The sequence below is a fragment of the Mycobacterium sp. PTI7 genome (assembly GCF_056679845.1).
The window spans coordinates 4,157,232-4,182,144 of record NZ_CM155252.1 but is presented as its reverse complement, the minus strand read 5'-3'; the positions used below and the strand labels follow the sequence as shown (position 1 = coordinate 4,182,144).

The window sequence follows — 24,913 nt, the reverse complement described above, 5'->3', positions numbered from 1 at the left end:
GGCGAGGAGATGAACGGAACGTAGCGACGGAGTGTTTCGCCGCCGTTGCGCCGAAATCATATTTACGCGGCGTGTGACACAACCCGCGAGCAGTCGCGAACTCCCCTGTTTGCCTGCCAAGGAGGGGAGTTCGCGACTGCTCGCGAGGATTGGAGGTCGCCGCACCTACCACCATTGACATGTCATACCTGGAATGTCAGAGTGGGGGTCAGCCCAGCCGAGGAGTCCGCCATGACCGAGACCGTGAACCCGCCGACCGCCGACGCCTCGCTGCCCGAGGACGGCCAGGCCTTCGGCGTCGGCAACTACGCGCCCGTCGCCGACGAACTCACCGAATACGACCTGGACGTCGAGGGCGCCATCCCGCCCGAACTCGACGGCTGGTACCTGCGCAACGGCCCGAATCCGCGTCAGGCCGAGGGGCACTGGTTCACCGGCGACGGGATGATCCACGGCGTCCGCGTCGAGGACGGCCGCGCCAAGTGGTACCGCAACCGGTGGGTGCGCACCGAGAGCTTCGTCGACCCGTTCCCGCTCTACCGGGAGGACGGCACGCGCAACCTGCGCTCCAGCGTGGCCAACACCCACGTGGTCAACCACGCGGGAAAGACGCTCGCGCTCGTTGAGTCGTCGCTGCCCTACGAGGTCACCAACGACCTGGAGACCGTCGGCGTCTACGACTTCGGCGGCAAGCTGGTCGACTCGATGACGGCACACCCGAAGATCTGTCCGACGACGGGTGAATTGCACTTCTTCGGCTACGGCAACGTGTTCGAGCCGTACGTCACCTACCACCGTGCAGATGCCAACGGCGAGTTGGTGATCGACCGGCCCATCGACGTTCCCGCGATGACGATGATGCACGACTTCGCGATGACCGCCGAGCACGTCGTCTTCATGGACCTGCCCGTCGTCTTCGACGTCGACGTCGCGGCGAAGGGCGGCATGCCGTTCCGCTGGGACGACGGGTACGGCGCGCGGTTCGGTGTGCTGCGCCGCGACGACCCGTTCGGCGAGGTCCGGTGGTTCGACGTCGACCCCTGCTACGTGTTCCACGTCGCCAACGCGCACGACACGATCGACGGCCTGGTGGTGCAGGCCGTCCGGTACCCCGAACTGTGGCGCGACGCCGCCGATTTCGACGTCGACGGCGTCCTGTGGTCGTGGACGATCGACCTGGCGTCCGGCCGGGTGACCGAACGTCAGCTCGACGACCTCAGCGTCGAGTTCCCGCGCATCGACGACCGGCTGGCCGGCCTGCCAGCGCGGTACGCGGTGTCCGTCGCCAAGAACGGGTGGGTACGCCACGACCTCGGCACCGGTGCGGCCGTCGCGCACGACCTGGGCGACGGCGGGCCGGGTGAGGCCGTGTTCGTCCCGGCGCCGGGTCCGGCGGGCGAGAGCAACGGCTACTACCTCGGCTACGTGTACGACCCCGGCCGCGACGGCAGCGATCTGGTGATCCTCGACGCCGCCGACTTCGCCGGGGACCCGGTGGCCAGGATCAAGCTGCCCACCCGCGTGCCCTACGGATTCCACGGCAACTGGATCGCCGACTGACAGCCGATCGGCGGCGGCGGCGTTTATCGTGACCGGATGGCAGTCAAGTGGTCGAGCGATCCGGAGTCCCACGACTACGACGCGGCCGCCGACTATCTGAGCCTGGTCGCCGAGGCCGCCGCCGTCGACGCCACGGTGGCGGCGCTGCGGGCGGGCGAGCCCGTCCACCGCAAGGCCAAGGACATCCTGCGCGCCGCCTGCCTGGCGCTGCTGCCGGACACCAACGTCCGCGTGCGCAGCGACCTCGGCAAGATCAGCGACGGCAAGAAGCTGTCGCCGATCCTGCTCGTCCGCGGCGACTTCCGCACCACGGCGCCGCTGCACATCGCCGACGGCTACCACCGGGTGTGCGCCAGCTACCTCACCGACGAGAACACCGACATCCCGTGCCGGCTCGTGTCGTGGCAGTCCTGAACGGCTGACGTGCCGGGCTTCGGGTTCGACACGCTGGCGCTGTTGGTCGTCGTCGGCATGGCCGGTCCGCTGCTGACGGCGGTGCCACGCCTCGCGATACCGGTGATCATCGGCGAACTGGTGGCCGGAATGGTCATCGGCCGAACGGGATTCGACCTCGTCGACACCACCGATCCCACGTTCGTACTGCTCGCCAACATCGGCTTCGCGCTGGTGATGTTCGTCGTCGGCACCCACGTACCGGTACGCGACGCGGCGCTGCGCACCGGCCTCGGCAGGGCGGTGCTGCGGGCAGTCCTGGTCGGTGCGGTCGCGGCGGTCCTCGGCGTCGCGGTGGCGCACGTGTTCGACACCGGGCACGCCGCGCTGTACGCCGTGTTGATGGCGTCGTCGTCGGCCGCGGTCGCGCTGCCCATCATCGACGGACTCGGTCTCGACGGCCCACGGGTGCTGTCGGTCAAGGCGCAGATCGCCGTCGCGGACGCCGCGTGCATCGTGTTGCTGCCGTTGGTGATCAACCCCGGTCGAGCCGCAGGCTCCGCGCTCGGTGCGCTGGCCATCACCGCGTCGGCCGCAGTGCTGTACGCCGTGCTGCGACGGCTCGACCGCGACGGCACGCGCAAGAGGGTCCGCGAGTACTCGAAGCGCCACTCACTCGCGCTCGAATTGCGGATCAGCCTCATCCTGCTGTTCGCACTGTCCGCGCTTGCGGTCACCACACACGTGTCGATCATGCTGGCCGGCTTCGCGCTCGGCCTGGTGATCAACGGCATCGGGGAACCGAAGCGGCTGGCCCGCCAGTTGCTCGGCATCACCGAGGGCTTCTTCGGCCCGCTGTTCTTCGTGTGGCTCGGGGCCTCACTGCAGGTGCGCGAACTCGCCGACGACCCGGCCTTCATCGGCCTGGGCCTCGCACTGGGAGCCGGCGCCGTGGTCGCCCACGGCGTGGGACGACTGGTCGGTCAACCCCTTCCGCTGGCGGCGATGGCCGCGGCACAGCTCGGCGTGCCCGTCGCCGCCGCCACCCTCGGCACCGAGCAGGGGCTGTTGGCGCCCGGTGAGCCGTCCGCGCTGATCCTCGGCGCGCTGGTGACCATCGCGGTCACCTCCGTCGCGGGCGCGGTGGCCAAGCGCCGTCAGGACGCGGCGGCCCGATAGGCATTGGGGCTGACGCCGTAGGCCCGCTTGAACGCGGTGCTCAACGCGAACGGGGTGGCGTAACCGACCTCGCGAGCGATGAGTGCGAGCGTCGACCTGCTGTCACGCAGCATGTCGGCGGCCAATGCCAGTCGCCAGCCGGCCAGGAATGCGATGGGTGGTTCGCCGACGCGCTCGGTGAACCGACGGGCGAAGGCGGCCCGCGAACTGCCCACCGCCGCAGCGAGGTTCGCGACCGTCCAGGGGTGCCGAGGGTTGTGGTAGATCAGTCGCAGTGCGGGCCCGACGACGGCGTCGCGCTCGGCGTGCCACCAGGTCGGCGCGTGCTCGTCGCGGTCGAAGCGGGTCCGTAGCACGTCCATGAGGAGGAGGTCGAGAAGTCGGTCGAGGTACGCCTCCTGGCCGGGTCCCGCCCGCTCGGACTCCGTCGCCAGCAGGTCGACCAGCGATGTCCGCCAGTCACCTGCCCGCAGGACGAAGAGCTGTGGAAGGGATTGCAGCAGGCGGGAACTCACCTGGCTGTCACCGTCGTAGCTCGCGACGATCGCCCGGTCCGCCCCCGTTGCCGAGTTGCCCCAGGTGCGTACGCCGACCGACATCTCGAAGCGGAGGTCCACCCCGTTCAGCGTCGTGCACCGGTTGCCGGGATGGATGACCACCTGCGGGTCGGTGTCGGCGGAGTCGGCGAACCGGTAGTGCTCGGTGCCGCGGGCGACGGCGACGTCACCCGGTCCGAGGTCGACACGCGTTCCCGACCCCGTGACGATGACCGCCGCACCGTGGGTGACGCAGATCAGGGTTAACGGGGCGTCGTCCTGGATCGACATCGACCATGGCGGCTCGAGCGACAACTTCAAGACGAAGGCGCCTCGAGCACGCACCCCGTCGAGCAGGCCTCCGAGCGCGTCCACCTGCCGAATGTAGACGATGGCGTATGCCTCGAGCACCCTGATCGATGGATCGTCTCGTGACGGACTGGTGGACTGTCCCCATGACCTCCAGCCCCTATGCCATCGCGACCGCCGCCGCCACCCTGTCCGCGGCCGCGACCGGAGGGCTGTTCTTCGCCTTCTCGACGTTCGTCATGACCGGTCTCGACCGTGCGGACCCGGCAGAGGCGATCGCCGCGATGCGAGCCGTCAACGCCGAGGCGCAGGCCAACGCTCCGTTCCTCGCCCTCTTCTTCGGTGGCACCGTGGTCGCATTGGTGGTGGGCGTCGTTGCGGCACTCCGACTGTCGACGCCCGGCTCCGGTTACGTGTTGGCCGGCGCGGTTCTCGCGGTCGTCGCGTTCATCGTGACGGTGGTGTTCAACGTCCCGCTGAATGACCGACTGGACGTGGTCGATCCGTCCGCGGTGTCCGCGGCCGACGCGCTGCGCGACTGGACTGCCTACTCAGCGACGTGGACCGGGTGGAATCACGTGCGGACGGTGGCGCCGCTGGCGGGGGCGGCGTTGATGCTGGCGGGCCTTCTTCGCCACCCTTGAGCCGATGGCTGCGGAACGCCAGGGCGACGACGACGGCCGCGATGAGCACCAGCACGCCGGCGATGATCGACGTCGGCGCGATGCCCGAGTCGAACGCCGTTCGCGCAGAGTCCATCAACGAGTCGGCCTGTGCTGCGGGCAACTGCGTGGCGACGGCTGCCGCACCACTGATGCTCTCGGCGGCGTCGGCGGTCTGCACCGACGACAGGCCCTGTGGGACGTCGACGTTGGCGCGGTAGAACGCCGTGAAGATCGTGCCCAACGTGGCGGTGCCGACGACGGCGCCCAACTCGTAGGCGGTCTCCGAGACCGCCGATGCCGCACCGGACTTCTCGGCGGGCACCGACGCGACGATCGTGTCGTTGGTGATGGTCTGCGAGATGCCCACGCCGATCTCCAGCACGATGAACGACACGACCACGGCGGCGATGCTCAGGTCGTGGCGGAACAGCAGGATCATCCAGAACCCCACGGACACCAGGACGAGTCCGAAGATCATCAGCTGGTGCGGCGCGAACCAGCGCACGAAGCGCACGACGGTGATGCCCGCGATCATCGACAGCACCGCACCCGGAAGCGTGACCAGTCCGGCGGCGAGCGGGCTCATCCCGAGGACCAGCTGCAGGTGCTGGGACACGAAGAAGATGAACCCGATGAGGCCGACGATCGACAGGAAGTTGGCCAGGACCGACGACGCGAAGGGTGCGTGCCGGAACAGCGTGATGTCGAGCATCGGTGTGGCGGTGCGGGTCTGGCGTCGGGCGAACAGGACGGCGGACGCGATGCTCAGCGCGAGCGCGCCGGCCACGGTCCACGACGGGCCGTCGTGTGCGGCGGTCTTGATGGCCCACACCAGGGGGAGCATCGTCGTCAAGGACAACAGCACGCTGAACGAGTCGACCGGGCCCGGGTTGGGGTCCTGCGACTCGGGCACCAGCCGCGGCGCGAGGATCAGTAGCGGCAGCAGGATGGGCACCGCGACCAGGAAGACCGCGCCCCAGTGGAAGTGCTCGAGCAGCACGCCACCGACGATCGGCCCCAATGCGGAACCGGCCGTGAAGAACGACGCCCAGATGGCGATCGCCAGCCGGCGCGAGGAGGCGTCGGCGAAGATGTTGCGGATCAGCGACAGCGTCGACGGCATCAGCATGGCGCCGAAGAAGCCGAGCACCGCGCGGGCCGCGAGAAGTGCTTCCGCGCTGGGCGCGAAGGCCGCGGCGACGGACACGACGGCGAAACCGCTGGCACCGATCATCAGCAGCCGGCGTCGCCCGAAGCGGTCGCCGAGGCTGCCCATGGTGACCAGCAGCGCGGCCAGCACGAGCGAGTAGACGTCGATGATCCACAGCTGCGTGGTCGCCGGCGGGCGGAAGTCCTGCGCGATGCTGGGCAGCGCGAAGGCGAGGATCGTGTTGTCGACCGCGATCAGCATCACGGGCAGCAGCAACACCGCGAGCGCCACCCAGGCGCGCCGCGGGGTGTGGACGGACGTCGTCACGACGTCTGACCGGGAAGACATTGTTTCTCCTGTGGTGCAGTTCGGTGAAGCGGAATCAATCGGATGAGATGGTGCCGCGGGTCAGGCTCGCCATGATGGCGTCGACCACCTGCACCCGCGGGGTGCCCTTGTTCGCGGCCTCGTAGCCGGCGTTGAGCAGCGCCCAGAAGACCAGGCGCGGCCAGCACGGCGGTCCGGCGGTGCCCTGCGTGGCGACGCGGTCGAGCACCGCGACGATCGCCTCGTCGCCGGTGTCGAGGATCGCGGCCAGCTCCTTGTCGGCCTGCAGGCTCGGCTCGGCGTAGATGAACGGCACGATCGGGCCGAGGTCCAACTGGCTCTCGACGACGCGTCGCAGTGCCTCGATGGCCGGCCCGCAGTCGGGTTCGGCGTGGGCGATGGCCGCGTTGCTCAGCTCGTGCACGTGCAGCGCCAGCGCCTTCAGCAGCTCGGAGCGCTCGGGGAAGTAGCGGTGCAGCGTGCTGCGGCCCACCTCGGCGGCCGAGGCGATGTCCGACAGCGATGCCGTGCCGTTCTCGGCGAGCACGACCATCGCGGCCTCGAGGATCGCCCGGCGCGTCCGCGTGCGCGGACCACCTTCGTACGACAACGGAGCAGCCATGCCAGCCAATGTAGCACCCGTGGTCCAGAATGGGACAATGGTGTCCCACATCTCCGCGCACGTGCTCCGCGAGTGTGACCGTGACGACGGATTCGGCGCTCAGGCGTCGTCGGGTTCACACTCGGCGGTGCAAGGGGGGAGCGGTCAGTCGGGAGGGGCGAATCCGCCGGGCGGGCCGGGCTGCGGCGGGGCGCCCGGCGGCGGTGCGGACTGCGGCGGCGCGTAGGTCGGCGGCGCGGCGGGCTGGGGCGGACTCCACTGCTGAGGCGCGGCGTGAGGCGGACCCGACGGCGCCGGACCCCACTGCTGAGGCGGGCCCGACGGCGGACGCTGCGCGGCCTGCATCCGGGCGTACTCGCGGCGGTGCCGCTCGGCGAGCACGGCGGCGAGTACCAGCTGAGGCGGCGCCCCGGGCGGCGGAGGCGGGGAGACCTGCGCGGCGACCTCGCCGGCGATCCGGTGCGCCATCTGGTCACGGAACCCCGGTTGCAGCTGCGGGGCGCGAGAGAGGAACTGCCGGGCCCGCTCGGCCTGCTCGGCGCCCAGCCCGGACAGCTGCAGCGACGACGCCCACCAGGCGAGCTGCGGCGGCATCTGCGGCGGTGGGCCGAGGCGCGGTGCGCGCTCGCTGATCACCATCGTGCCCGCGAACACGTCGCCGATCCGCTTGCCCCTCGGCGACACCAGACTGCAGATCACCGCGGGGCCACCGGCCAGCGTCCAGATCTCGACGAAGCCTGCCAGCGCGCGAAAGAGGGCCTGGCGGAAGCGTTCCGGGCCGCCGTCGTCGGAGACGACGCGCAGCCCCATGACCATCTTGCCGAGGGACCGGCCGCGCGTCGCCGTCTCGATGACGACCGGGTAGCCGACGAGGGCGAGGACGGTGAAGATGATCAGCACCGCCGCCGAGAACGCCGTGTCGAGGTCGGTCAGCGTCGCCGCCCACAGCACGATGCCGATCAGGTAGACGATAAAGATCACGGTGATGTCGATGAACGCGGACAGCGCGCGCACCGGCAGCTGGGCGATCTGCACGTCGAGCACGACGGCGTCGCCGGTCACCATCGGTTCGGGCTGAGCCACCATGGCCACCCACGCTACTAGGGCGGCGCACGTAGGATTTTCGACGTGGATGTCGACGCGTTCGTGCTGGCCCACGACGCGACGTGGGATCGCCTGGAACAGCTCCTCAAGCGCCGCCGCAGTCTGACCGGCGCCGAGGTCGACGAACTGGTCGACCTGTACCAGCGGGTGTCCACCCACCTGTCGATGGTGCGGTCGGCGTCCGCGGACCCGGTGCTCGTCGGCCGCCTGTCCGGTCTCGTCGCTCGCGGCCGGGCGGCCGTGACCGGCGCACACGCGCCGCTGTGGAGCGAGTTCACCCGGTTCTGGCTGGTGTCCTTCCCGCTGGTCGCCTACCAGGCCTGGCGGTGGTGGCTGGGCTCGGCCGTCGCGTTCCTGGTGGTGGCCATCGCGGTCGGGGCGTGGGTGGCGGGCAGCCCGGAGGTGCAGTCCACGATCGGCACCCCGTCCGACATCGAGCGGCTCGTCAACAACGACTTCGCCGCCTACTACAGCGAGAATCCGGCGGGCTCGTTCGCGCTGCGGGTCTGGATCAACAACTCCTGGGTCGCGGCGCAGTGCATCGGCTTCGCGGTCCTGCTGGGCATCCCGATCCCATACATCCTGTTCCAGAACGCCGCCAACGTGGGCGTGTCCGGCGGCCTGATGTTCCACGCCGACAAGGGCGACATCTTCCTCGGGCTACTGACCCCGCACGGCCTGCTCGAGCTGACGGCGGTGTTCCTCGCCGCCGCTGCGGGCATGCGCCTGGGCTGGTCGGTGGTGGCTCCCGGCGACCGTCCGCGCGGGCAGGTGCTCGCCGAGCGGGGCCGGGCCGTGGTGGCGGTCGCCGTCGGCCTCGTCGTGGTCCTGCTGGTGTCCGGCCTCATCGAGGCGCTGGTCACGCCGTCACCGTTCCCCACGTTCGTCCGGATCGCGATCGGCGTGATCGCCGAGGCGGCCTTCCTGGCGTACGTGGTGCACTTCGGCCGCCGAGCGGAGCGTGCCGGGGAGACCGGCGACGTCCAGGACGCGCCGGACGTGTTGCCGACGGGCTGATCAGAGCCGTCCGGTGGCCTTCATCGCCAGATAGCGATCGGCCAGCGCGGGCGCCAGGTCCTCGGGTTCTGCGTCGACGACGTCCACGCCGTGCCGCCGCAGTCGTGTCGCGATCGCCGACCGGTCGTTGCGGGACCGCTGGGCGGACGCGGCGTCGTACACCTGCGCGGCATCGGCCCGGCCTGCTGCCAGCAGGTCGACGCGGGGGTCGGCCACCGCGGCGATCAGGACGTGGTGCCGGGCCGCCAGGCCGGGCAGGACCGTCATCAGACCTTCGTCGAGCGCCGAGCTGTTCAGGTCCGTCAGCAGCACCACCAGCGCGCGTCGCCGGACGCGGCGCTGCACGGTGGCGACCATGGCCGCGGCATCGGACTCCACCAGCGCCGGCTGCAGCGGGGCCATGGCGCCGACGAGGGCGGCGAGCAGGCCGGTGCGCGACGCGTTGAACACGCCGGCGCGGGCGACCCGGTCGTGCGCGATGAAGTCGACGTGGTCGCCGGCCCGGGAGGCCAACGCCGCCAACAGGAGTGCGGCGTCCATCGACCAGTCCAGGCGCGGCCAGCCGCTCGGATCGCCCGCGGTGGGGTCGACGCCCACCCGGCCCGCCGAGGTGCGGCCGGTGTCGAGTACGACGACGATCCGGCGGTCGCGCTCGGGTCGCCAGGTGCGGACGACGACGTCGGACCGCTTGGCCGTCGCACGCCAGTCGATCGAGCGGACGTCGTCACCCGGGACGTACTCCCGCAGCGAGTCGAACTCGGTGCCCTGGCCGCGGATCAGCACGGGGATCATGCCGTCGAGTTCGCGCAGTCGGGCGAGTCGCGACGGCAGGTGCTTGCGCGACAGGAACGGCGGCAGGATCCGGACCTCCCACGGCACGCGGTGCGAGGCCTGCCGGCCGGCCAGCCCCAGCGGACCGATCGACCGTGCCGTCACGAACGCCGAGCGCTGATCGCCACGACGGTTCGGGCGCAGCGTCGTCACGATCCGGAGGCGCTGTCCCGCCGCGACGTCGGCGTCGTGCAGCCTGGGCTCGGCGCGCGCGGACGGTGGCCATGCGTCGCGCACCACGCCGCAGAACCGCCGACCGGTGCCGTTCTCGAGCAGCAGGATTGCGTCGACGCTCTCGCCGAGCCGCGCCGTCACGTCCCCGCTCCTGCTGAACCGCAACCGTCGTGGGCCCGCGGCCGCCGCGACGTCCACGGCGACGGCGAGCAGGAGCGCGGCCAGCAGGACGACGAACGTCGCGGCGGGCCAAGGGGACAGGCCGACGGGCAGTGCGCAGACCAGGGCCACCAGCCCGGCGCGGCGGGTGAGGACCACTAGCGCGGGACCGGGACCGCGGCCAGGATCCCGTCCACGATGCCGTCGGGGGAGGCGCCCTCGAGTTCGGCCTCGGGCCGCATCGCGATCCGATGGCGCAGCGTCGGCCGCGCCATGGCCTTGACGTCGTCCGGGGTCACGTAGTTGCGGCCCGACAGCCAGGCCCAGGACCGCGCGGTGGACAGCAGCGCCGTGGCGCCGCGCGGTGAGACGCCGAGCTGCAGCGACGGCGAATGCCTCGTGGCGCCTGCGATGTCGACGATGTACCCGAGCACCTCGTCGGCCACCAGCACCCGGGCGACGGCCTCGCGGCCGGCTGCCAGTTCGGCGGGGCCGGCCACCGGACGGATCGCGGAGAGGTTCCTCGGGTCGAAGCCACGGGCGTGCCGGGACAGGATCGCGATCTCCTGATCACGCGGCGGCAGCGGCACGTTCAGCTTCAGCAGGAATCGGTCGAGCTGTGCCTCGGGAAGCTGGTAGGTGCCCTCGTACTCGATCGGATTCTGCGTCGCGGCGACGATGAACGGATCGGGCAGCGGCCGCGCCTCGCCCTCGACGCTGACTTGACGTTCCTCCATCGCCTCGAGCAGGGCCGCCTGGGTCTTCGGCGGCGTCCTGTTGATCTCGTCGGCGAGGAACAGGTTGGTGAACACGGGTCCCGAGCGGAACTCGAACTCCGCGGTGCGGGCGTCGTAGACGAGCGACCCGGTGATGTCGCCGGGCATGAGGTCGGGGGTGAACTGGACGCGCTTGAAGTCCAGCGCGAGTGCCGCGGACAGGGTGCGCACCAGCAGTGTCTTGGCCACGCCCGGAACGCCTTCAAGCAGCACGTGACCACGGCACAGCAGCGCGATCACCAGACCGCTCACGACGGCGTCCTGACCGACGACGGACTTGCCGATCTCGGCGCGCAACGCCAGCAGTGCGTTGCGGGCCGCAGCCTCGTCGGGTGGGGTGTCACGGGAGTCGGTCACGACTGGGAGACCTGCCTTTCGATGTCGTCCAATTGGTGGGCGAGGGTGACCAGGTCTGCGTCGGTGTCCGGCGCAGGCCCGAACAGCCAGTGGCCGTGGGCATTCGGGTCGCCGCCGATCCGCTCGGCGACGGCGAGGGCGACGGCCGGTGGTGCCGTGGCGGCGTTCATGCCCAGCCGCGGCAGCAGACGGTGCAGCGTGCCCGTCCGCAGTGCGTCGGCGGCCCGGTCGCGGGCCCGCCTCGACCGGTACAGCCGGCCGCGGCCCTCCACGGTCTCCGAGGCGCGGACCACGACGGGCAGATCCTCGGCCACCAGCGGCCCGACGCGCCTGCCGCGCCACAGTGCGGTGAGCAGCACGGCCAGACACAGCTGCAGCACGACCCAGAAGACCCAGCCGGGGATGAGGTCCGTGACGGACGCCGACGCGTCGGACTCGCCCTCGACGAGGGTCGGCGTGTACCAGATGACGCGTTCACGGCTGCCGACGAGGTTCATCGCGAGCGCGGCGTTGCCCTCCTGCGTCAGACCGCCGTTGAGCATGAAGTCAGCGGTGCCGACGGCGGTGATCGTGCGGCCGTCGCGGGGGTACCGGGCCACCGCACCGCCGTAGCACCGGGTGACGTCGGCGCCGTCGTTCGCCTCGAAGGTGGTGGCGGTGCCCAGTCGGGTCCGTCCGGCACGCTCGGCGGCGGGCAGGTCGCAGTCGGGGTCGCCGCCGAAGCTGCTGTCCGGCGCCACCTTCAGGCCGTCGGCGAGTGCTTCGCGGGTGCGGGAGACGGGTTCGACCAGGAGACGGTCGCCGGGCAGGCCGGCCAGTCGGCGGAGTGCGTCGTCGTCCACCAGGAAGGAGGACTCGGCCACCACCAGCAGGGTGTCGGGCCGGGCGTTGCGTTCGACGTCGTCGAGCCGGCTCGCCTCGACGACGTCGACTCCGGCGTCGCGCAGCAGCGTGACGAGCGCCAGCGCCCCATCCGGAGACGAGGACGCCGGGTCCATCCGGGCACCCGGCCGCGCACCCGTCAGGTAGGCGGTGAGTACGGAGACCGCGGTGATCACCGCCAGCGCCAACAGGATCCACCGCGCAGTGCGCCAGCGCTGCGCCATCGACGAGCCGACGGCCGTGGTGCCCAGCGTCATCGGATCTCGGCCCAATCGGCCGCGTCGCCCGTCGGCGCACCGGACGACGGGTGTGCCGGGGCGTGGCTGCGCAGGTGGTCGTCGAGGTCGGCGACGACGCGGTAGCCGGCCTCGGTGCCCGGCCGCTCACCGTAGGTGACGTCGTTGAACGCGTCTGCCGCCCCGCGTAATTCGGTCGTGAGCGCGGGGATCTCGGCCCCGGCGTCGCGGGCCAGTTCGGTGGCGGTCCGTCCGGGAACCGGGTTGAGCACGGCCGTTTCCTCGAGGTGCCGTGCCACCGCGCGCAGGCGGTGTCTGATGGCCTGCGCCCAATCCCCCTGTGCCGCAGTTTGCTCGGCGGCGGCACGGTGCTCGGCGGCCGTCTGGACCGTCGAACCGAAGACCGCGGCGTCGCCTGCGCGGTTGGTGCGCATGGTGCGCAGCGCCACCCGGACGGCGACCACCGCGGCGACGAGCAGCAGGAGGGCGAGGACGGTGATGGTCAGCCAGCCGCCGGGGATGGATGCGCCCTCGACGGTCAGCTTGTAGATGAGGTCGTCGAGCCAGCCGCTGAGCCGGTCGGTCAGCGACGCGTCGGGGTAGATCGGTTTCGAGAGTTCGCGTTGCGCGGCGTCGTGCGCGGCGTCGCGGTCGACGTCGAGTCCCGTCACGTCAGCGACGCGGCGTCTGCGACGTCAACCACAGGTGGTCGGTGGAGTCCTGCGGTGCGTGCGGGGGCATCCCGACGCCGGTCTGCAGGACGAGGTCGAACGCCTCGGCCCGCATGCGCCGGTCGGCGTAGAGCAGCACCACTACGCCGGCGGCGAAGGGAGCGGTGATGATCTGCCCGATCGCCAACCCGATCGACTCGAGCACCAGCGCGACCACGGATCCCGACGTCGACCCGTCACCCAGGAGCAGCACCTGGCCACCCACGCTGAACGGGATGGAGACGGCGCCGGCGATGATGGTGGCCACCAGCTGGCTCAGCAGCCAGATCCCGAGGACGCGCCAGAAGTCCTTCTTCACCAGCGCGAACGACCGCGTGATGGCGTCGATGACCGGCAGCCGCTCGAGCACCACCAGCACGGGTGCGAACAGCAGCATCGTGCCGAAGTAGCCCAGTGCGGCCAGCAGCGCGAGGACCAGCGGGATGCCGATGACGAAGCCGGCGGTGCCGCTGATGATGTAGCTGACCATCGCGATCGCTCCGGCGACGACGCCGACGAGCACCAGCGTGCCGACGACCTCGATGCCGAGGATGCCGAACAGCGCCGGGAGCCTGTTGCGCACCCGGTTCCAGGTCTCGCCGATGGAGATGCCCGCGCCGAAGACGGCGCGCCCGACCACGACGGTCAGCAGGCCGCTGAGCACGACTGCCGACAGCATCGTGGTGAGCACGCTGGCCAGGGAGGACAGCACGGCGCCGATCAGGCCGGCGGTGGAGACGTCGTCGGTACCCGACCCGTCGCCGAGGGCTCCCAACGCGGCAAGTGGACCGATCTGGAGCACCAGCGTGAGGATCTGCGCCACGACCACCACGACCGCGGTCAGCCCCAGGGTGGCCTTGGGATTGGCCCGCACGTAGCTGAACGCACCGTTGAAGATGTCGGACAGGCTCAGCGGGCGCAGCGGGATGATGCCCGGCTTGAGCGCGGGCGGACCCCCGGGGTATCCCGGCGGCCCGTATCCGGGTGGCGGCCCGTACCCGGGCGGTGGGTAGCCCCCGCCGTACTGCGGTGGCGGGTACCCGGGCGGTCCGTACCCCGGCGGCGGTCCCGCAGGCGGCCCGTACCCAGATGCCGGAGGCGGCCCGTACCCGGGCGGACCGTAGCCCTGCGGCGGCGGACCGTAGCCCTGCGGCGGCGGGCCGTAGCCCTGCGGCGGTCCGTACTCCGGCGGCGGCGGATCGGGTCGGCCGAACCCACCGGCGTCGTTGCTCATGCTCACCATCCTGTCCAAGCCGACGATGATTGTCGACGTTCACGTCTGCCCCGGGCGTACCGTTTCGATCATGTCGGAACTGAAGGCGAAACTCCGGTCGGATCTCACCGCGTCGATGAAGGCCCAGGACAAGCTCCGGACCGCGACGCTCCGGATGCTGCTCGCCGCGGTGCAGGCCGAGGAGGTGTCGGGCAAGGCCGCACGGGACCTCTCCGACGACGACGTTCTCAAGGTGCTGGCGCGCGAGTCCCGCAAGCGTGGTGAGGCGGCCCAGATCTACGTCACCAACGGCCGCGGCGAACTCGCCGCCAACGAGCGCGCCGAGGCGACCATCATCGACGAGTATCTGCCCTCGCAGCTCAACGACGACGAACTGGCGCACGTCGTCAACACTGCGATCGCCCAGGTGGCCGAGGAGATCGGGGCCCGGCCCAGCATGAAGCAGATGGGCCAGGTGATGAAGGCCGCGGCGTCGATCGCGGCCGGACAGGCGGACGGCGCGCGCCTCTCCGCCGCGGTGAAGGACCGCCTCTAGCCGGGTTTTCGCTGCTGGCGCCCGGGTATCCGAGCGGCATGACCCGCTACGGATACACCCTGATGACTGAGCAGAGCGGCCCGAAAGAGCTTGTCGAATATGCGGTTTCGGCCGAGAACGTCGGCTTCGACTTCGAGGTGAGCAGCGACCACTTCTCGCCGTGGCTCAGCTCGCAGGGACACGCGCCGAACGCCTGGACCATGCTCGGCGCCGTCGCGCACGCGACCAACCGGGTCGAACTGTTCACCTACGTCACCTGTCCGACGATGCGGTACCACCCCGCGATCGTCGCGCAGCAGGCCGCCACGCTGCAGATCCTCGCCGACGGCAGGTTCACCCTCGGGCTGGGCAGCGGCGAGAACCTCAACGAGCACGTCGTGGGCAAGGGCTGGCCGACGGTGGCCCGCAGGCTCGACATGCTGCAGGAGGCCATCCACGTCATCCGCGAGTTGTTCACCGGCGAGATGGTGGACTGGCGGGGCGACTACTTCGAGGTGGACTCGGCCCGACTGTGGGACGTTCCCGAGATCCCGGTGCCGATCGCCGCTGCGGTGTCCGGTGACCGCTCCGTGGAGGCGTTCGCCACGATCGCCGACCACCTGATCGCCGTGCAGCCCGACAAGGACGTCGTCGACGCGTGGCATCAGGCGCGGAAGGGGACCGGACTGCCGGGCGACGTCCGGGTCATCGGACAGCTGCCGATCAGCTGGGATCCGGACCGGGACACCGCCGTCGCCCGTGCGCACGACCAGTTCCGCTGGTTCGCCGGCGGCTGGGCCGTCAACGCCGACCTCCCGACCACCGCGGGGTTCGCCGGTGCGACGCAGTTCGTCACGCCCGAGAACACCGCGTCGGCCATCCCGTGCGGACCCGACCTCGACGCGATCGTCGACGCGGTGCGCGAGTACGAGGCCGCCGGGTTCACCGACATCGCCCTGGTGCAGGTCGGCGACGAGGGTCAGGCCCGGTTCCTCGACGAGGCCGCCGAACCCCTGCTCGCAAAGCTGCGCGGCTGATCCCGGCAGGCCGTTTGACTTCGACGGCCGTCGGGAAGACAGCACGAGAACGCCAAACGAACCAGGGGGAATCGTGGCTACGACGCTGTTGACCGCATACCTGACCATCGCCGCGGCTGCGGCCGTGATCGTCTACGTCGTGAGTGGGCGGGCGGCCGACGAGCGTCGGCCCGTTACCACCCGCGCGCCGCTGAGCCTGGTCGCCGGCCTGATGTGGCCGCTGCTGCTGATCGGGCTCGTCGAGTTCACCTCGTTCGCCGCCTACGCCAAGGTGCACGAGAACGACGACGTCGACCAGGGTGTCGCAGTCCTGGTCTGAGCGCGCTCAGCCGGCCTGACGGTCGACGCGTCGAACTAGGCGCCGGTGAGCGTGCCGTGCAGGTGTCGCACGCGAGCGGCGATGTCGTCGCGCACGAGGCGCATCCGCTCGATTCCGTCGATGCCGCGGTCGGACGGTTCGTCGGTGTCCCAGTTCTCGACCCGCACTCCCGGCAGCGGGTCGAGCGTCGCCTCCCGTCCGAGGGTGACGACGACGTCGACCGAGCGGGCCAGGTCGTAGTCGACCGCCGTGGGCCGCTCGGCGGTGATGTCCACGCCCACCTCCAGGAGCGCCTGAGCGGACAGGCCGTTCACCGTCGCGCCGGGTGTGGTTCCGGCCGAATGGACCTCGACGGTGTCGCCGGCGAGCTGCCGCATGAGCCCGGCGGCCATCTGCGACTTCCCGCCGTTCTTGACGCAGACGAACAACACGGACGGCGTGGTCACGGGGTCTCCTGGGTGGTCGGCACGGCCGGGACGTGGTCGCGGAAGCGGCGGCGCAGTGCGAGTGAGACGTAGACCAGCCCGACCAGGACCGGGACCTCGATCAGTGGTCCGACGACCCCGGCGAGGGCTTGGCCCGACGTGGCGCCGTAGGTGGCGATGGCCACGGCGATCGCGAGCTCGAAGTTGTTGCCCGCCGCGGTGAACGCGAGCGTGGTGGTGCGCTGGTAGCCGAGGCCGATCGCGGCGCCGAGCAGGTAGCCCCCGCCCCACATGATCGCGAAGTAGACGAGCAGCGGGAGCGCGATGCGTACGACGTCCAGTGGGCGGCTGGTGATCTGTTCGCCCTGCAGCGCGAAGAGGATGACGATGGTGAACAGCAGCCCGTAGAGGGCCCAGGGGCCGATTCTCGGCAGGAACGCCGACTCGTACCAGTTGCGGCCCTTGGCCTTCTCGCCGAGCCGGCGCGACAGGTAGCCCGCCAGCAGCGGGATCCCCAGGAAGATGAGCACCGACTTGGCAATCTGCCACGGCGAGGTGCTGATGGTGGTCTGCTCCAAGCCCAGCCACCCGGGCAGGACCGACAGGTAGAACCAGCCCAGGACGGCGAACATGACGACCTGGAAGATCGAGTTCAGCGCGACCAGCACCGCGGCGGCCTCGCGGTCCCCGCAGGCGAGGTCGTTCCAGATGATGACCATGGCGATGCAGCGGGCGAGTCCGACGATGATCAGGCCGGTCCGGTACTCGGGCAGGTCCGGCAGCATCAGCCAGGCCAGTGCGAACATCAGCGCCGGGCCGAACACCCAGTTCAAGAACAGTGAGCTGAGCAGTAGCTTGCGGTCGCTGGTCACGGTGTCCAGGCGGTCGTAGCGGACCTTCGCGAGCACGGGATACATCATGATCAGCAGGCCGAGGGCGATCGGCAGCGAAATGCCGTCGATCTGAACGCCTTCCAGTGCACCGTCGAGGCCGGGGAGCCATCGGCCCAGGAGTAGGCCGGCGACCATGGCGATGCCGATCCACGCCGGAAGGAACCGGTCCAGGGTGGACAGCTTGCCGACCACCGGGGTCGTGGCCGTCACGCGGACACCGGCGCGTCGACGTCGAGCAGGGTCGACAGCTCGCGCAGCGCATCGGGCACCACGGCGTAGTAGACCCAGGACGCACGGCGCTCGGAGGTCACCAGCCCCGCGTCGCGCAGCACCTTCAGATGGTGCGACACGGTGGATTGAGAGACGTCGATGCCGTCGGTGACGTCGCAGACGCACGCCTCACCACCGGCATGACCGGCGATGGCGCTGAAGAGTCGCAGCCGTACCGGATCGGCGAGCGCCTTCACGGTCCGTGCCAGATCGACGGCCTGGTGCGCGGTCAGCGGCGGTCGGCGCACGGGCGTGGCGGCGCAGTCCTGCTGCGGATTCGACATCCATCGATATTGACAGTCGTCGAAGCCGAGGGCAACTCGTCGACTCGGTAGAACGAAGGAAGGCCCCGACCGGACAACCGGTCGGGGCCTTCTTCTGCAGTTCCACGAGTCGGGGTGGCGGGATTCGAACCCACGACCTCTTCGTCCCGAACGAAGCACGCTACCAAGCTGCGCCACACCCCGCGGAAAGCTCCGACAGCGTATCGCACGGGTGCCGATGGAAGCCAAACGCTGTGGTCCCCGGCACCCCGGGTGTAGCGCCGAAGGCCGATGGGTAACCCGAACACAACACAGCCGCCCAGTCGGGCGGCGGGATCAGCCGGCGACAACGGGATGAAACGAGCCCGGGCTGACGTTGTGACCAGCACGGTCGTACATCGGTACGACCCGAGAAGGAGAAGATTCGATGACCGGTCTGGGAGCTGCCATCTACGGTGGATTCTTCGGTCTTGCTGCGCTGTGGTTGTTCCTGACGTCGGACGCGGTGAGCGTGCGACGGGTTCAGACCCAGGCGCCGGATCGTTCGAACTCGACCAACTTCGTGGCCGATTCCGAGGAGTCCAGCCCCGAGCTGGTCAGCCATTCGTCGTTGAAATAGGTGTCGGCGTAGCGGTCGCCGCTGTCGGCGATCAGCGTCACCACCGAACCACTACGACCCTCGGCCACCATCTGCGCGATCAACCCGAACGCACCCCACACGTTGGTGCCCGTCGACGGCCCGACGCGTCGGCCCATCACGGAGCTGACGTGGTGGGCGGCCGCGATCGACGCGGCGTCGGGGACCCGAACCATGCGATCGACGACGTCCGGTAGGAACGACGGCTCGACGCGCGGTCGTCCGATGCCCTCGATACGCGACGACGACCCCGCCACCGCGCGACCCTGCTGGTACGACGGGAAGAACGCCGAGTTCTCCGGATCCACCACGCACAACTGGGTGGGATGGCGCCGGTAGCGGATGTAGCGACCTATGGTCGCGCTGGTGCCACCGGTGCCCGCACCCACCACGATCCACTCCGGGATGGGGTTGGTCTCCTCGCGCAACTGCTCGTAGATCGACTCGGCGATGTTGTTGTTGCCGCGCCAGTCGGTCGCGCGCTCGGCGTTGGTGAACTGGTCGAGGTAGTGGCCGCCCGTCTCGTCGGCCAGTCGTTCCGCCTCCGCGTACACCTCGGCGGCGTTCACCACGAAGTGGCAACGCCCGCCCTGACTTTCGATGAGCCGGATCTTCGACGCGCTCGTCGTCCTGGGCATCACCGCGATGAAGGGCAGCCCCAGCATCGCCGCGAAGTACGCCTCGGACACCGCCGTCGACCCGGACGACGCCTCGATCACCGTGGTGCCCCGGTCGATCCAGCCGTTGCACAGCGCATAGAGGAACAGGGACCGCGCCAGCCGGTGCTTGAGGCTGCCGGTGATGTGGGTGGTCTCGTCCTTCAGATACAGCTGCACGTCGACACCGGGACCCGGGAAGTGACTCCATGCCGACGGCAGCGGGTAGCGCAGCAGATGGGTGTCCGCGCTACGCCGAGCGTCGGCCTCGATCAGCCGGATCGCATTCTCGGCCCAGTCACGGGACCGGGCGCGGGACGCGACGGAGGTCCCGTCGGTCACCGCGCGGAGACGGTCGGCTGCGACATGCCTGCCGTGGCACCCGTACGTCCGCCGCCGGTCGGCGCCGCGACCAGCGTGAGCAGGGTGGCCTCGGGCCTGCAGCAGAACCGCAGCGGCGCATACGGGGAGGTCCCGATGCCCGCCGAGACGTGCAGCGCCGTCCCGGCACCCCACCGCGACGGACCCTTCGCCCGCGAGGTGTCGATGTCGCAATTGGTGACCAGTGCGCCGACGAACGGCAGGCACAGCTGGCCGCCGTGGGTGTGCCCGGCCAGCACCAGCTGGTAGCCGTCGGCCGCGAAGCGGTCCAGCACGCGGGTGTACGGCGCGTGGGTGATGCCCAGGCTCAGGTTCGCCGCCGGGTTCGGCGGGCCCGCGATGGTGTCGTACCGGTCGCGCTTGAGGTGCGGATCGTCGACGCCGGCGGCGGCGATCACCAGCCCGTTGACGTCGATCTCGCGCCGAGTGTGGGTCATGTCCAGCCAGCCGCGCTCGGAGAACGCCGCACGCAGGTCCTGCCACGGCAGCGGTGCGCCGGTGACCCGCTTCTTCTTGTCGAAGACGTAGCTCGCCGGATTCTTCGGCCGGGGACCGAAGTAGTCGTTGCTGCCGAACACGAACAGTCCCGGCACCGACAGCAGGTCACCCATCGCCTGCACGACCGACGGCACGGCCTTGGGGTGGGCGAGGTTGTCACCGGTGTTGATCACCAGGTCCGGGCTCCAGCGCGACAGATCCCGCAGCCACGCCTGTTTGCGGCGCTGGCCGGGCCGCATGTGGAAGTCGGACAGGTGCAGCACCCGCAGCGGCGACGATCCCGGTGTCAGCACCGGCATCGTCAGCTCCCGCACGACGAACGCGTTGCGCTCGATCAGGGAGCCGTAGGCGAGCCCAGCGACCAACGAACCGGCCGCCGCAGCCGCCGAGTTCCTCAGGACGGTAGTGGGTTCGGGCATGCAGGCAGCTTACTGCCAGATGCCCCGGCGAACCCGTGACTGCGCTCTGACGTCACCGTTTCCACACGTCACGGCGGGGGAGGCGGCGGTGGCGGCCCGAGCACCGGCACCGTGATCGGCGGCAATCCGGGGATCTGGACCACGGTCTGTCCCACCTGCGGTGGCGGCGCGTTCGGGTCGAAACCGGGGATCGGCGGGAGACCGATCGGCGGCGGGGGTGGCGCCGGCGCGATGCCATTGCTGACCTGGATGGTGATGATCGAGCCGGGCACCGTCTGACCCGACGGGGAGGTGCCGACCACCGTTCCCTGCGACGAGCTGCTGTTGACCGGGGTCGCCTGGTCGGCGACCTGGAAGCCGGCGTCCTTCAGGCGCTGACGGGCCAGGCTCTCGTTCATGCCCGCGATGCTCGGCACCCGCGAGCCGGGCGCGCCCTCGACGTACCTCGGGTCGGTCGGCGGCAGTGCGACGGTGTCGGGCGTGATGGTCTTCATCGCCGTGAACCAGGTGCGGGCGGGCTCGTTGCCGCCGAACAGGTCGCCGGAGCCGCACTGGCGCAGCGGGAACGAGCAGAGTTCGCCGGGGCTGGTCGAGTCGTCGTAGATGTAGTTGGCGGCCGCGAACTCACTGGTGAACCCCAGGAAGCCGGACGAGCGGTGCGCCTCGGTGGTGCCGGTCTTGCCCGACATGGGCAGGTTCCAACCGACCGAGCCCGCCGCGCCCGCGGCGGTGCCGGAGCCGGTGTCGTCCTTGCTCATGGCGTTGGCCAGCGTGTTGGCCAGCCCCTCGGGCACGACCTGCTCGCAGGTCTCGGTGGTGACCGAGACCTCTTCGCCGTTGCGGTCGAAGACCTTGTCGATCGGGTTGGGCGGGCACCACGTGCCGTTCGACCCCAGGGTCGCGGCGACGTTGGACAGCTCCAGGGCGTTGACCTCGATGGGGCCGAGGGTGAAGGAGCCCAGGTTCTGGCGCTTCACGAAGTCGGCGAGGCTCTCGTTGCTCTCGGGATCGTAGTCGCGTGCGGTGCCGGGCAGCGCGTAGGACCGCAGCCCGAGCTTGACCGCCATGTCGACGGTGCGCTGCACGCCGATCTGGGAGATCAGCTTGGCGAACGCCGTGTTCGGGGACGTGGCCAGCGCGTCGGTGACGCTCATGCCGCCGCGGCCGCCGCCGGTCACGCACCAGGTGGCCGGCGGGCACCCCTTGGCGCCACCGCTGCCCAGGCCCTTCGCCTGGAAACTGGCCGGCGCATCGAGCGTGGCGTTGATGCCCATGCCCATGTCGAGCGCCGCCGCGGTGGTGAACACCTTGAAGATGGAGCCCGCGCCGTCGCCGACGAGCGAGAAGGGCTGCGGCTGCATGGTCTCGCCGGCGTCCAGGTTGAGCCCGTAGGTGCGGTTGCTGGCCATGGCGACCACCGGGTGGACCGTCTTGCCGGGCCGGATGACGCTCATGACGCTGGCGACGCCCTCGAGGTCGGGGGCCGCGATGCCGTCCACCGACGACTTGACCTGGTTCTGGATGTCGGGGTCCAGCGTGGTCTTGATCAGGTAGCCGCCCTTGGCCACCTGCTCCTTGCTGATGCCCGCCCGCGCGAGGTACTCGAGCGCGTAGTCACAGAAGAACGCGCGGTCGGCGGCGGCGATGCAGCCGCGCGGCAACTCCTGGGGCTGCGGCAGGATGCCCAGCGGCTGCTCCTTGGCCGCGCGCAGCGCCTCGGCCTCCTGCGGCACGTTCTCGATCATGGTGTCGAGCACCAGGTTTCGGCGGGCGAGCGCGCCGTCGGGGTTGGTGTACGGGTTCAGCGTGCTGGTGGACTGCACCATGCCCGCGAGCAGGGCGGCCTGCTGCCAGTTCAACTCGGAGGCGTTGATGCCGAAGTAGGTCTGGGCGGCGTCCTGCACGCCGAAGGCGCCGTTGCCGAACGACACGAGGTTCAGGTAGCGCGTGAGGATCTCGGGCTTGGTGAACGTCTTGTCGAGCGTCAACGCCATGCGGATCTCGCGCAGCTTGCGTGCCGGCGTGGTCTCGATCGCCGCCCGCTTCTCGCTCTCGGTCTGCGCGACGACGAGGAGTTGGTAGTTCTTGATGTACTGCTGCTCGAGCGTCGAGCCGCCGCGGGTGTCGGCGGCACCGGACAGGTAGCCGGACAGGCCCGTCAGCGTGCCCTGCCAGTCGACGCCGTTGTGATCGGCGAACCGCTTGTCCTCGATCGAGACGATGGCCAGCTTCATCGGGTTGGCGATCTCTTCGCTCGGCACCTCGAAGCGGCGCTGCGAGTACAGCCAGGCGATCGGGTTGCCCTTGGCATCGACCATCGTCGACACGGCGGGCACCTCACCCTCGACGAGCTGGGCGGAGCCGTTGGCGACGACGTCGGAGGCGCGGTTCGACACCAGGCCGAAGCCGCCGACGAGGGGAAACATGAGCGCCGCGGCGATCACGCTGGCGAGGATGACGCACCAGGCCAGCTTGATCGCCGTGACCGCGGTGGGCGGTCGGGTCGGCGGGCGGTCGGACATGGGTTACAGACTAGCGAGGTCGGCGAACAACGGTCTCCGCGTGGTCGCGGGGCCCGCCCGCAACCATCGGCGCCGCTCGCAGGGCTGCGACCTCGCCGGACACGAGGAATCATGGTTCACGGCACGGTCGTCCCAAAAAAGCGGGATTTGACTGTTGCGCAAAACCCCCCTGACCACCTAGCTTGGGACACACAGTGCGATCTAGGTAACACTCCAGGTCGCAATGTGGCGTAGATCGCACCGGCGTTCTGCACCAGGGATACGGACCGTCGAGAACATGGCGGCTGGACGGAGGGATCGCAGGTGTCAGCTACTCGGCCCGCGGCGCGCAAGACCATTACGTGTTCGCCTGTCACCGGCGCAGTTCAGAGCGCCGAAGCAGAAGCCCGCATCGCGTGGGTGTCGCAAGCCAGGTGCCGGCAAGCCGATCCCGATGAACTGTTCGTCCGTGGCGCCGCTCAGCGCAAGGCCGCCGTGATCTGCAGGCACTGCCCGGTGATCTCCGAGTGCGGTGCGGACGCCCTCGACAACCGCGTCGAGTTCGGCGTGTGGGGCGGCATGACCGAGCGTCAGCGCCGTGCCCTGCTCAAGCAGCATCCCGAGGTCGTCTCCTGGGCGGACTTCTTCGCCGCCCAGCGCAAGCACCGCAGCGCGGTCTAGGACCGCTAGGCCGCAGGGGCGTCGCCGGTGATCTGATCGGCGATGGCCCGCAGCGCTTCCAGGTCCGACACGTCGAACGGAAGCGACGGCACACCCACGATCGCCACGTTCGGGTTGGCGCCCGTGAAGCGCGACAGCAGCCGCACCTCACGCTTGGCCGTCAGTGACCGGTCGGCGTGGACCCGCAGCACCGCCGCCGCGAGCTGATCGTTCGGCTCCAGCGACTCGGCCGCCTCCCGTGCCTTTTCCGGGCTCAGGTTGCACAGCGTGGGATGCGTCCGGTTCAGGATGAGACCCGCGAGCGGCATGCTCTCCTGCGACAGCCGGTCGACGAAGAACGACGCCTCGCGCAGCGCGTCCGGTTCGGCCGCCGAGACCACCACGAACTGGGTGCCGCGGCGCTTCAGCAGCTCGTAGGTCTTGTCCGCCTTCTTGCGGAACCCGTCGAACGTGGCGTCGAGCGCCTGCACGAAACCGGCTGCGTCCGAAAGCATCTGCGATCCGAGGATGGTCGACATGGCCTTCATGGCCAGACCGACGGCACCCGTGACCAGCTTGCCGATCCCGCGTCCCGGTGCCAGCAGCAGCCGCCACAGCCGGCTGTCCATGAAGCTGCCGAGCCGCTTCGGCGCGTCGAGGAAGTCGAGCGCGTTGCGCGACGGCGGGGTGTCCACCACGATCAGGTCCCACTTGTCCTCGCCGAGCAGCTGGCCCAGCTTCTCCATCGCCATGTACTCCTGCGTGCCGGCCAGCGACGTCGCGACGGTCTGATAGAACTGGTTCTCCAGAATCGCCTCTGCGCGTTCGGCATCCGAGGAGTACTGCAACACCATCTCGTCGAACGTGCGACGCATGTCGAGCATCATCGCGTGCAGTTCGCCGGTCACCTCGGGCGCCAGCGGAACCCGCTGCGGGGTGTTGCCCAGATCCTTGATGCCGAGCGCCTGGGCGAGGCGCTTGGCCGGGTCGATCGTCAGCACGACCACGGTGCGCCCGTACTCCGCGGCGCGCAGCGCCATCGCGGCCGCGGTCGTGGTCTTGCCGACTCCGCCTGCGCCGCAACAGACGACGACGCGGTTGGACCGGTCGGACAGGATCGCGTGCATGTCGAGTGCGCGAGGTGCGGTGGTGGCCATGTGTGTTCCTCAGCTCCGAAGCTCTACCGGTGGTGGGTGGTCGTCGCGCGGGCGCTCATCGG

Annotated in this window: 22 protein-coding genes, 1 tRNA gene and 2 pseudogenes; 9 read left to right on the top strand and 16 right to left on the bottom strand. The window is 70.1% G+C overall.

Annotation, left to right across the window (positions count from 1 at the left end):
- The first annotated feature begins 231 nt into the window (after positions 1–231).
- From AC1MEY_RS20135 to AC1MEY_RS20125, 3 genes are read left to right on the top strand one after another with little or no spacing between them, the layout of a single operon-like run.
- Positions 232–1,560 (top strand): carotenoid oxygenase family protein, encoded by a 1,329-nt coding sequence (locus AC1MEY_RS20135; RefSeq protein WP_480227170.1) that lies wholly within the window; start codon positions 232–234, stop codon positions 1,558–1,560.
- A gap of 36 nt (positions 1,561–1,596) precedes the next feature.
- The gene (locus AC1MEY_RS20130; protein ID WP_480227169.1) at positions 1,597–1,974 is read left to right on the top strand and encodes a hypothetical protein; all 378 of its coding nucleotides are present in this window, start codon (positions 1,597–1,599) and stop codon (positions 1,972–1,974) included.
- 57 nt (positions 1,975–2,031) lie between these two features.
- The gene (locus AC1MEY_RS20125; protein ID WP_480231586.1) at positions 2,032–3,132 is read left to right on the top strand and encodes a cation:proton antiporter; all 1,101 of its coding nucleotides are present in this window, start codon (positions 2,032–2,034) and stop codon (positions 3,130–3,132) included.
- On the opposite strand, the gene AC1MEY_RS20120 is transcribed toward AC1MEY_RS20125, so the two are convergent.
- Positions 3,111–4,043 (bottom strand): AraC family transcriptional regulator, encoded by a 933-nt coding sequence (locus AC1MEY_RS20120; RefSeq protein WP_480227168.1) that lies wholly within the window; start codon positions 4,041–4,043, stop codon positions 3,111–3,113. The two genes, AC1MEY_RS20125 and AC1MEY_RS20120, sit on opposite strands and share 22 nt — an antisense overlap.
- Before the next feature lie 44 nt (positions 4,044–4,087).
- Between AC1MEY_RS20120 and AC1MEY_RS20115 the strand changes: the two are divergent.
- Positions 4,088–4,531: pseudogene (locus AC1MEY_RS20115) on the top strand (anthrone oxygenase family protein); the annotation flags it as partial.
- On the opposite strand, the gene lfrA reads toward AC1MEY_RS20115, so the two are convergent.
- The 3 genes from lfrA to AC1MEY_RS20100 all read right to left on the bottom strand — a co-directional run bounded on the left by lfrA (position 4,443) and on the right by AC1MEY_RS20100 (position 7,755).
- A complete protein-coding gene (gene lfrA / locus AC1MEY_RS20110; protein WP_480227167.1) occupies positions 4,443–6,140 on the bottom strand; it encodes an efflux MFS transporter LfrA in 1,698 nt (565 codons plus the stop codon). The pseudogene AC1MEY_RS20115 and the gene lfrA overlap by 89 nt on opposite strands.
- Positions 6,141–6,174: 34 nt before the next feature.
- Positions 6,175–6,741 carry a TetR/AcrR family transcriptional regulator gene (locus tag AC1MEY_RS20105; RefSeq protein WP_480227166.1) on the bottom strand — a complete coding sequence of 189 codons (567 nt, stop codon included), beginning with the start codon at positions 6,739–6,741 and terminating at the stop codon, positions 6,175–6,177.
- 144 nt (positions 6,742–6,885) lie between these two features.
- Entirely contained in the window at positions 6,886–7,755 is an 870-nt protein-coding gene (locus AC1MEY_RS20100; RefSeq protein WP_480227165.1) for an RDD family protein, read from the bottom strand.
- A 114-nt stretch (positions 7,756–7,869) separates the two neighbouring features.
- On the opposite strand from AC1MEY_RS20100, the gene AC1MEY_RS20095 reads away from it, so the two are divergent.
- Positions 7,870–8,862, top strand: coding sequence for a stage II sporulation protein M (locus AC1MEY_RS20095; protein WP_480227164.1), 993 nt, complete (start codon positions 7,870–7,872; stop codon positions 8,860–8,862).
- On the opposite strand, the gene AC1MEY_RS20090 is transcribed toward AC1MEY_RS20095, so the two are convergent.
- From AC1MEY_RS20090 to AC1MEY_RS20070, 5 genes are read right to left on the bottom strand one after another with little or no spacing between them, the layout of a single operon-like run.
- Positions 8,863–10,185, bottom strand: coding sequence for a DUF58 domain-containing protein (locus AC1MEY_RS20090; RefSeq protein ID WP_480227163.1), 1,323 nt, complete (start codon positions 10,183–10,185; stop codon positions 8,863–8,865). It lies immediately after the preceding gene.
- Positions 10,185–11,159 carry an AAA family ATPase gene (locus AC1MEY_RS20085; RefSeq protein ID WP_480227162.1) on the bottom strand — a complete coding sequence of 325 codons (975 nt, stop codon included), beginning with the start codon at positions 11,157–11,159 and terminating at the stop codon, positions 10,185–10,187. Before AC1MEY_RS20085 ends, AC1MEY_RS20090 begins: the two co-directional genes overlap by 1 nt.
- The gene (locus tag AC1MEY_RS20080) at positions 11,156–12,298 is read right to left on the bottom strand and encodes a DUF4350 domain-containing protein (protein ID WP_480227161.1); all 1,143 of its coding nucleotides are present in this window, start codon (positions 12,296–12,298) and stop codon (positions 11,156–11,158) included. The genes AC1MEY_RS20085 and AC1MEY_RS20080 overlap by 4 nt, the downstream gene beginning before the upstream one ends.
- Positions 12,295–12,948, bottom strand: a complete 654-nt coding sequence (locus AC1MEY_RS20075; RefSeq protein WP_480227160.1) for a DUF4129 domain-containing protein — start codon at positions 12,946–12,948, stop codon at positions 12,295–12,297. Before AC1MEY_RS20075 ends, AC1MEY_RS20080 begins: the two co-directional genes overlap by 4 nt.
- Before the next feature lies 1 nt (position 12,949).
- The gene (locus AC1MEY_RS20070) at positions 12,950–14,230 is read right to left on the bottom strand and encodes a hypothetical protein (protein WP_480231585.1); all 1,281 of its coding nucleotides are present in this window, start codon (positions 14,228–14,230) and stop codon (positions 12,950–12,952) included.
- A gap of 61 nt (positions 14,231–14,291) precedes the next feature.
- Here AC1MEY_RS20070 and AC1MEY_RS20065 point away from each other — a divergent pair, with 61 nt between their 5' ends.
- From AC1MEY_RS20065 to AC1MEY_RS20055, 3 genes are all read left to right on the top strand, one after another.
- On the top strand, positions 14,292–14,756 hold the full coding sequence (locus AC1MEY_RS20065; protein ID WP_480227159.1) for a GatB/YqeY domain-containing protein: 465 nt from the start codon (positions 14,292–14,294) through the stop codon (positions 14,754–14,756).
- Positions 14,757–14,794: 38 nt separating this feature from the next.
- Positions 14,795–15,772 (top strand): LLM class F420-dependent oxidoreductase, encoded by a 978-nt coding sequence (locus tag AC1MEY_RS20060; protein ID WP_480227158.1) that lies wholly within the window; start codon positions 14,795–14,797, stop codon positions 15,770–15,772.
- Positions 15,773–15,845: 73 nt separating this feature from the next.
- Complete coding sequence (locus AC1MEY_RS20055) at positions 15,846–16,091, top strand: hypothetical protein (RefSeq protein ID WP_480227157.1); 246 nt, start codon at positions 15,846–15,848, stop codon at positions 16,089–16,091.
- A 35-nt stretch (positions 16,092–16,126) separates the two neighbouring features.
- On the opposite strand, the pseudogene arsB reads toward AC1MEY_RS20055, so the two are convergent.
- The 6 genes and pseudogenes from arsB to ponA2 form a co-directional block, all read right to left on the bottom strand.
- Positions 16,127–17,619, bottom strand: a pseudogene (gene arsB, locus AC1MEY_RS20050) (ACR3 family arsenite efflux transporter).
- The gene (locus AC1MEY_RS20045; protein ID WP_480227156.1) at positions 17,616–17,963 is read right to left on the bottom strand and encodes an ArsR/SmtB family transcription factor; all 348 of its coding nucleotides are present in this window, start codon (positions 17,961–17,963) and stop codon (positions 17,616–17,618) included. The pseudogene arsB and the gene AC1MEY_RS20045 overlap by 4 nt, the downstream one beginning before the upstream one ends.
- Before the next feature lie 109 nt (positions 17,964–18,072).
- Positions 18,073–18,146 (bottom strand) — tRNA-Pro (locus AC1MEY_RS20040).
- 318 nt (positions 18,147–18,464) lie between these two features.
- Positions 18,465–19,577, bottom strand: coding sequence for an L-cysteine desulfhydrase Cds1 (cds1, locus tag AC1MEY_RS20035; RefSeq protein ID WP_480227155.1), 1,113 nt, complete (start codon positions 19,575–19,577; stop codon positions 18,465–18,467).
- Positions 19,574–20,533: a metallophosphoesterase gene (locus tag AC1MEY_RS20030; protein WP_480227154.1), complete on the bottom strand. Its 960-nt coding sequence runs from the start codon at positions 20,531–20,533 to the stop codon at positions 19,574–19,576. The genes cds1 and AC1MEY_RS20030 overlap by 4 nt, the downstream gene beginning before the upstream one ends.
- Before the next feature lie 68 nt (positions 20,534–20,601).
- Complete coding sequence (ponA2, locus tag AC1MEY_RS20025) at positions 20,602–23,055, bottom strand: transglycosylase/D,D-transpeptidase PonA2 (protein WP_480227153.1); 2,454 nt, start codon at positions 23,053–23,055, stop codon at positions 20,602–20,604.
- A gap of 303 nt (positions 23,056–23,358) precedes the next feature.
- On the opposite strand from ponA2, the gene AC1MEY_RS20020 reads away from it, so the two are divergent.
- Positions 23,359–23,715 (top strand): WhiB family transcriptional regulator, encoded by a 357-nt coding sequence (locus AC1MEY_RS20020; RefSeq protein WP_480227152.1) that lies wholly within the window; start codon positions 23,359–23,361, stop codon positions 23,713–23,715.
- A 5-nt stretch (positions 23,716–23,720) separates the two neighbouring features.
- Here AC1MEY_RS20020 and bagB read toward each other — a convergent pair whose 3' ends face one another.
- Positions 23,721–24,851, bottom strand: coding sequence for an ATPase BagB (gene bagB, locus AC1MEY_RS20015; RefSeq protein ID WP_480227151.1), 1,131 nt, complete (start codon positions 24,849–24,851; stop codon positions 23,721–23,723).
- Between the last annotated feature and the right edge of the window lie 62 nt (positions 24,852–24,913).

Bases quoted from the DNA above. Each gene is read 5' to 3' on its own strand.
- AC1MEY_RS20135 (WP_480227170.1), top strand. From the start codon at position 232: ATGACCGAGACCGTGAACCCGCCGACCGCCGACGCCTCGCTGCCCGAG.
- AC1MEY_RS20130 (WP_480227169.1), top strand. From the start codon at position 1,597: ATGGCAGTCAAGTGGTCGAGCGATCCGGAGTCCCACGACTACGACGCG.
- AC1MEY_RS20125 (WP_480231586.1), top strand. From the start codon at position 2,032: ATGGCCGGTCCGCTGCTGACGGCGGTGCCACGCCTCGCGATACCGGTG.
- lfrA (WP_480227167.1), bottom strand. From the start codon at position 6,140: ATGTCTTCCCGGTCAGACGTCGTGACGACGTCCGTCCACACCCCGCGG.
- AC1MEY_RS20105 (WP_480227166.1), bottom strand. From the start codon at position 6,741: ATGGCTGCTCCGTTGTCGTACGAAGGTGGTCCGCGCACGCGGACGCGC.
- AC1MEY_RS20080 (WP_480227161.1), bottom strand. From the start codon at position 12,298: ATGACGCTGGGCACCACGGCCGTCGGCTCGTCGATGGCGCAGCGCTGG.
- AC1MEY_RS20070 (WP_480231585.1), bottom strand. From the start codon at position 14,230: ATGGTGAGCATGAGCAACGACGCCGGTGGGTTCGGCCGACCCGATCCG.
- AC1MEY_RS20065 (WP_480227159.1), top strand. From the start codon at position 14,292: ATGTCGGAACTGAAGGCGAAACTCCGGTCGGATCTCACCGCGTCGATG.
- AC1MEY_RS20060 (WP_480227158.1), top strand. From the start codon at position 14,795: ATGACCCGCTACGGATACACCCTGATGACTGAGCAGAGCGGCCCGAAA.
- AC1MEY_RS20045 (WP_480227156.1), bottom strand. From the start codon at position 17,963: ATGTCGAATCCGCAGCAGGACTGCGCCGCCACGCCCGTGCGCCGACCG.
- AC1MEY_RS20030 (WP_480227154.1), bottom strand. From the start codon at position 20,533: ATGCCCGAACCCACTACCGTCCTGAGGAACTCGGCGGCTGCGGCGGCC.
- ponA2 (WP_480227153.1), bottom strand. From the start codon at position 23,055: ATGTCCGACCGCCCGCCGACCCGACCGCCCACCGCGGTCACGGCGATC.
- bagB (WP_480227151.1), bottom strand. From the start codon at position 24,851: ATGGCCACCACCGCACCTCGCGCACTCGACATGCACGCGATCCTGTCC.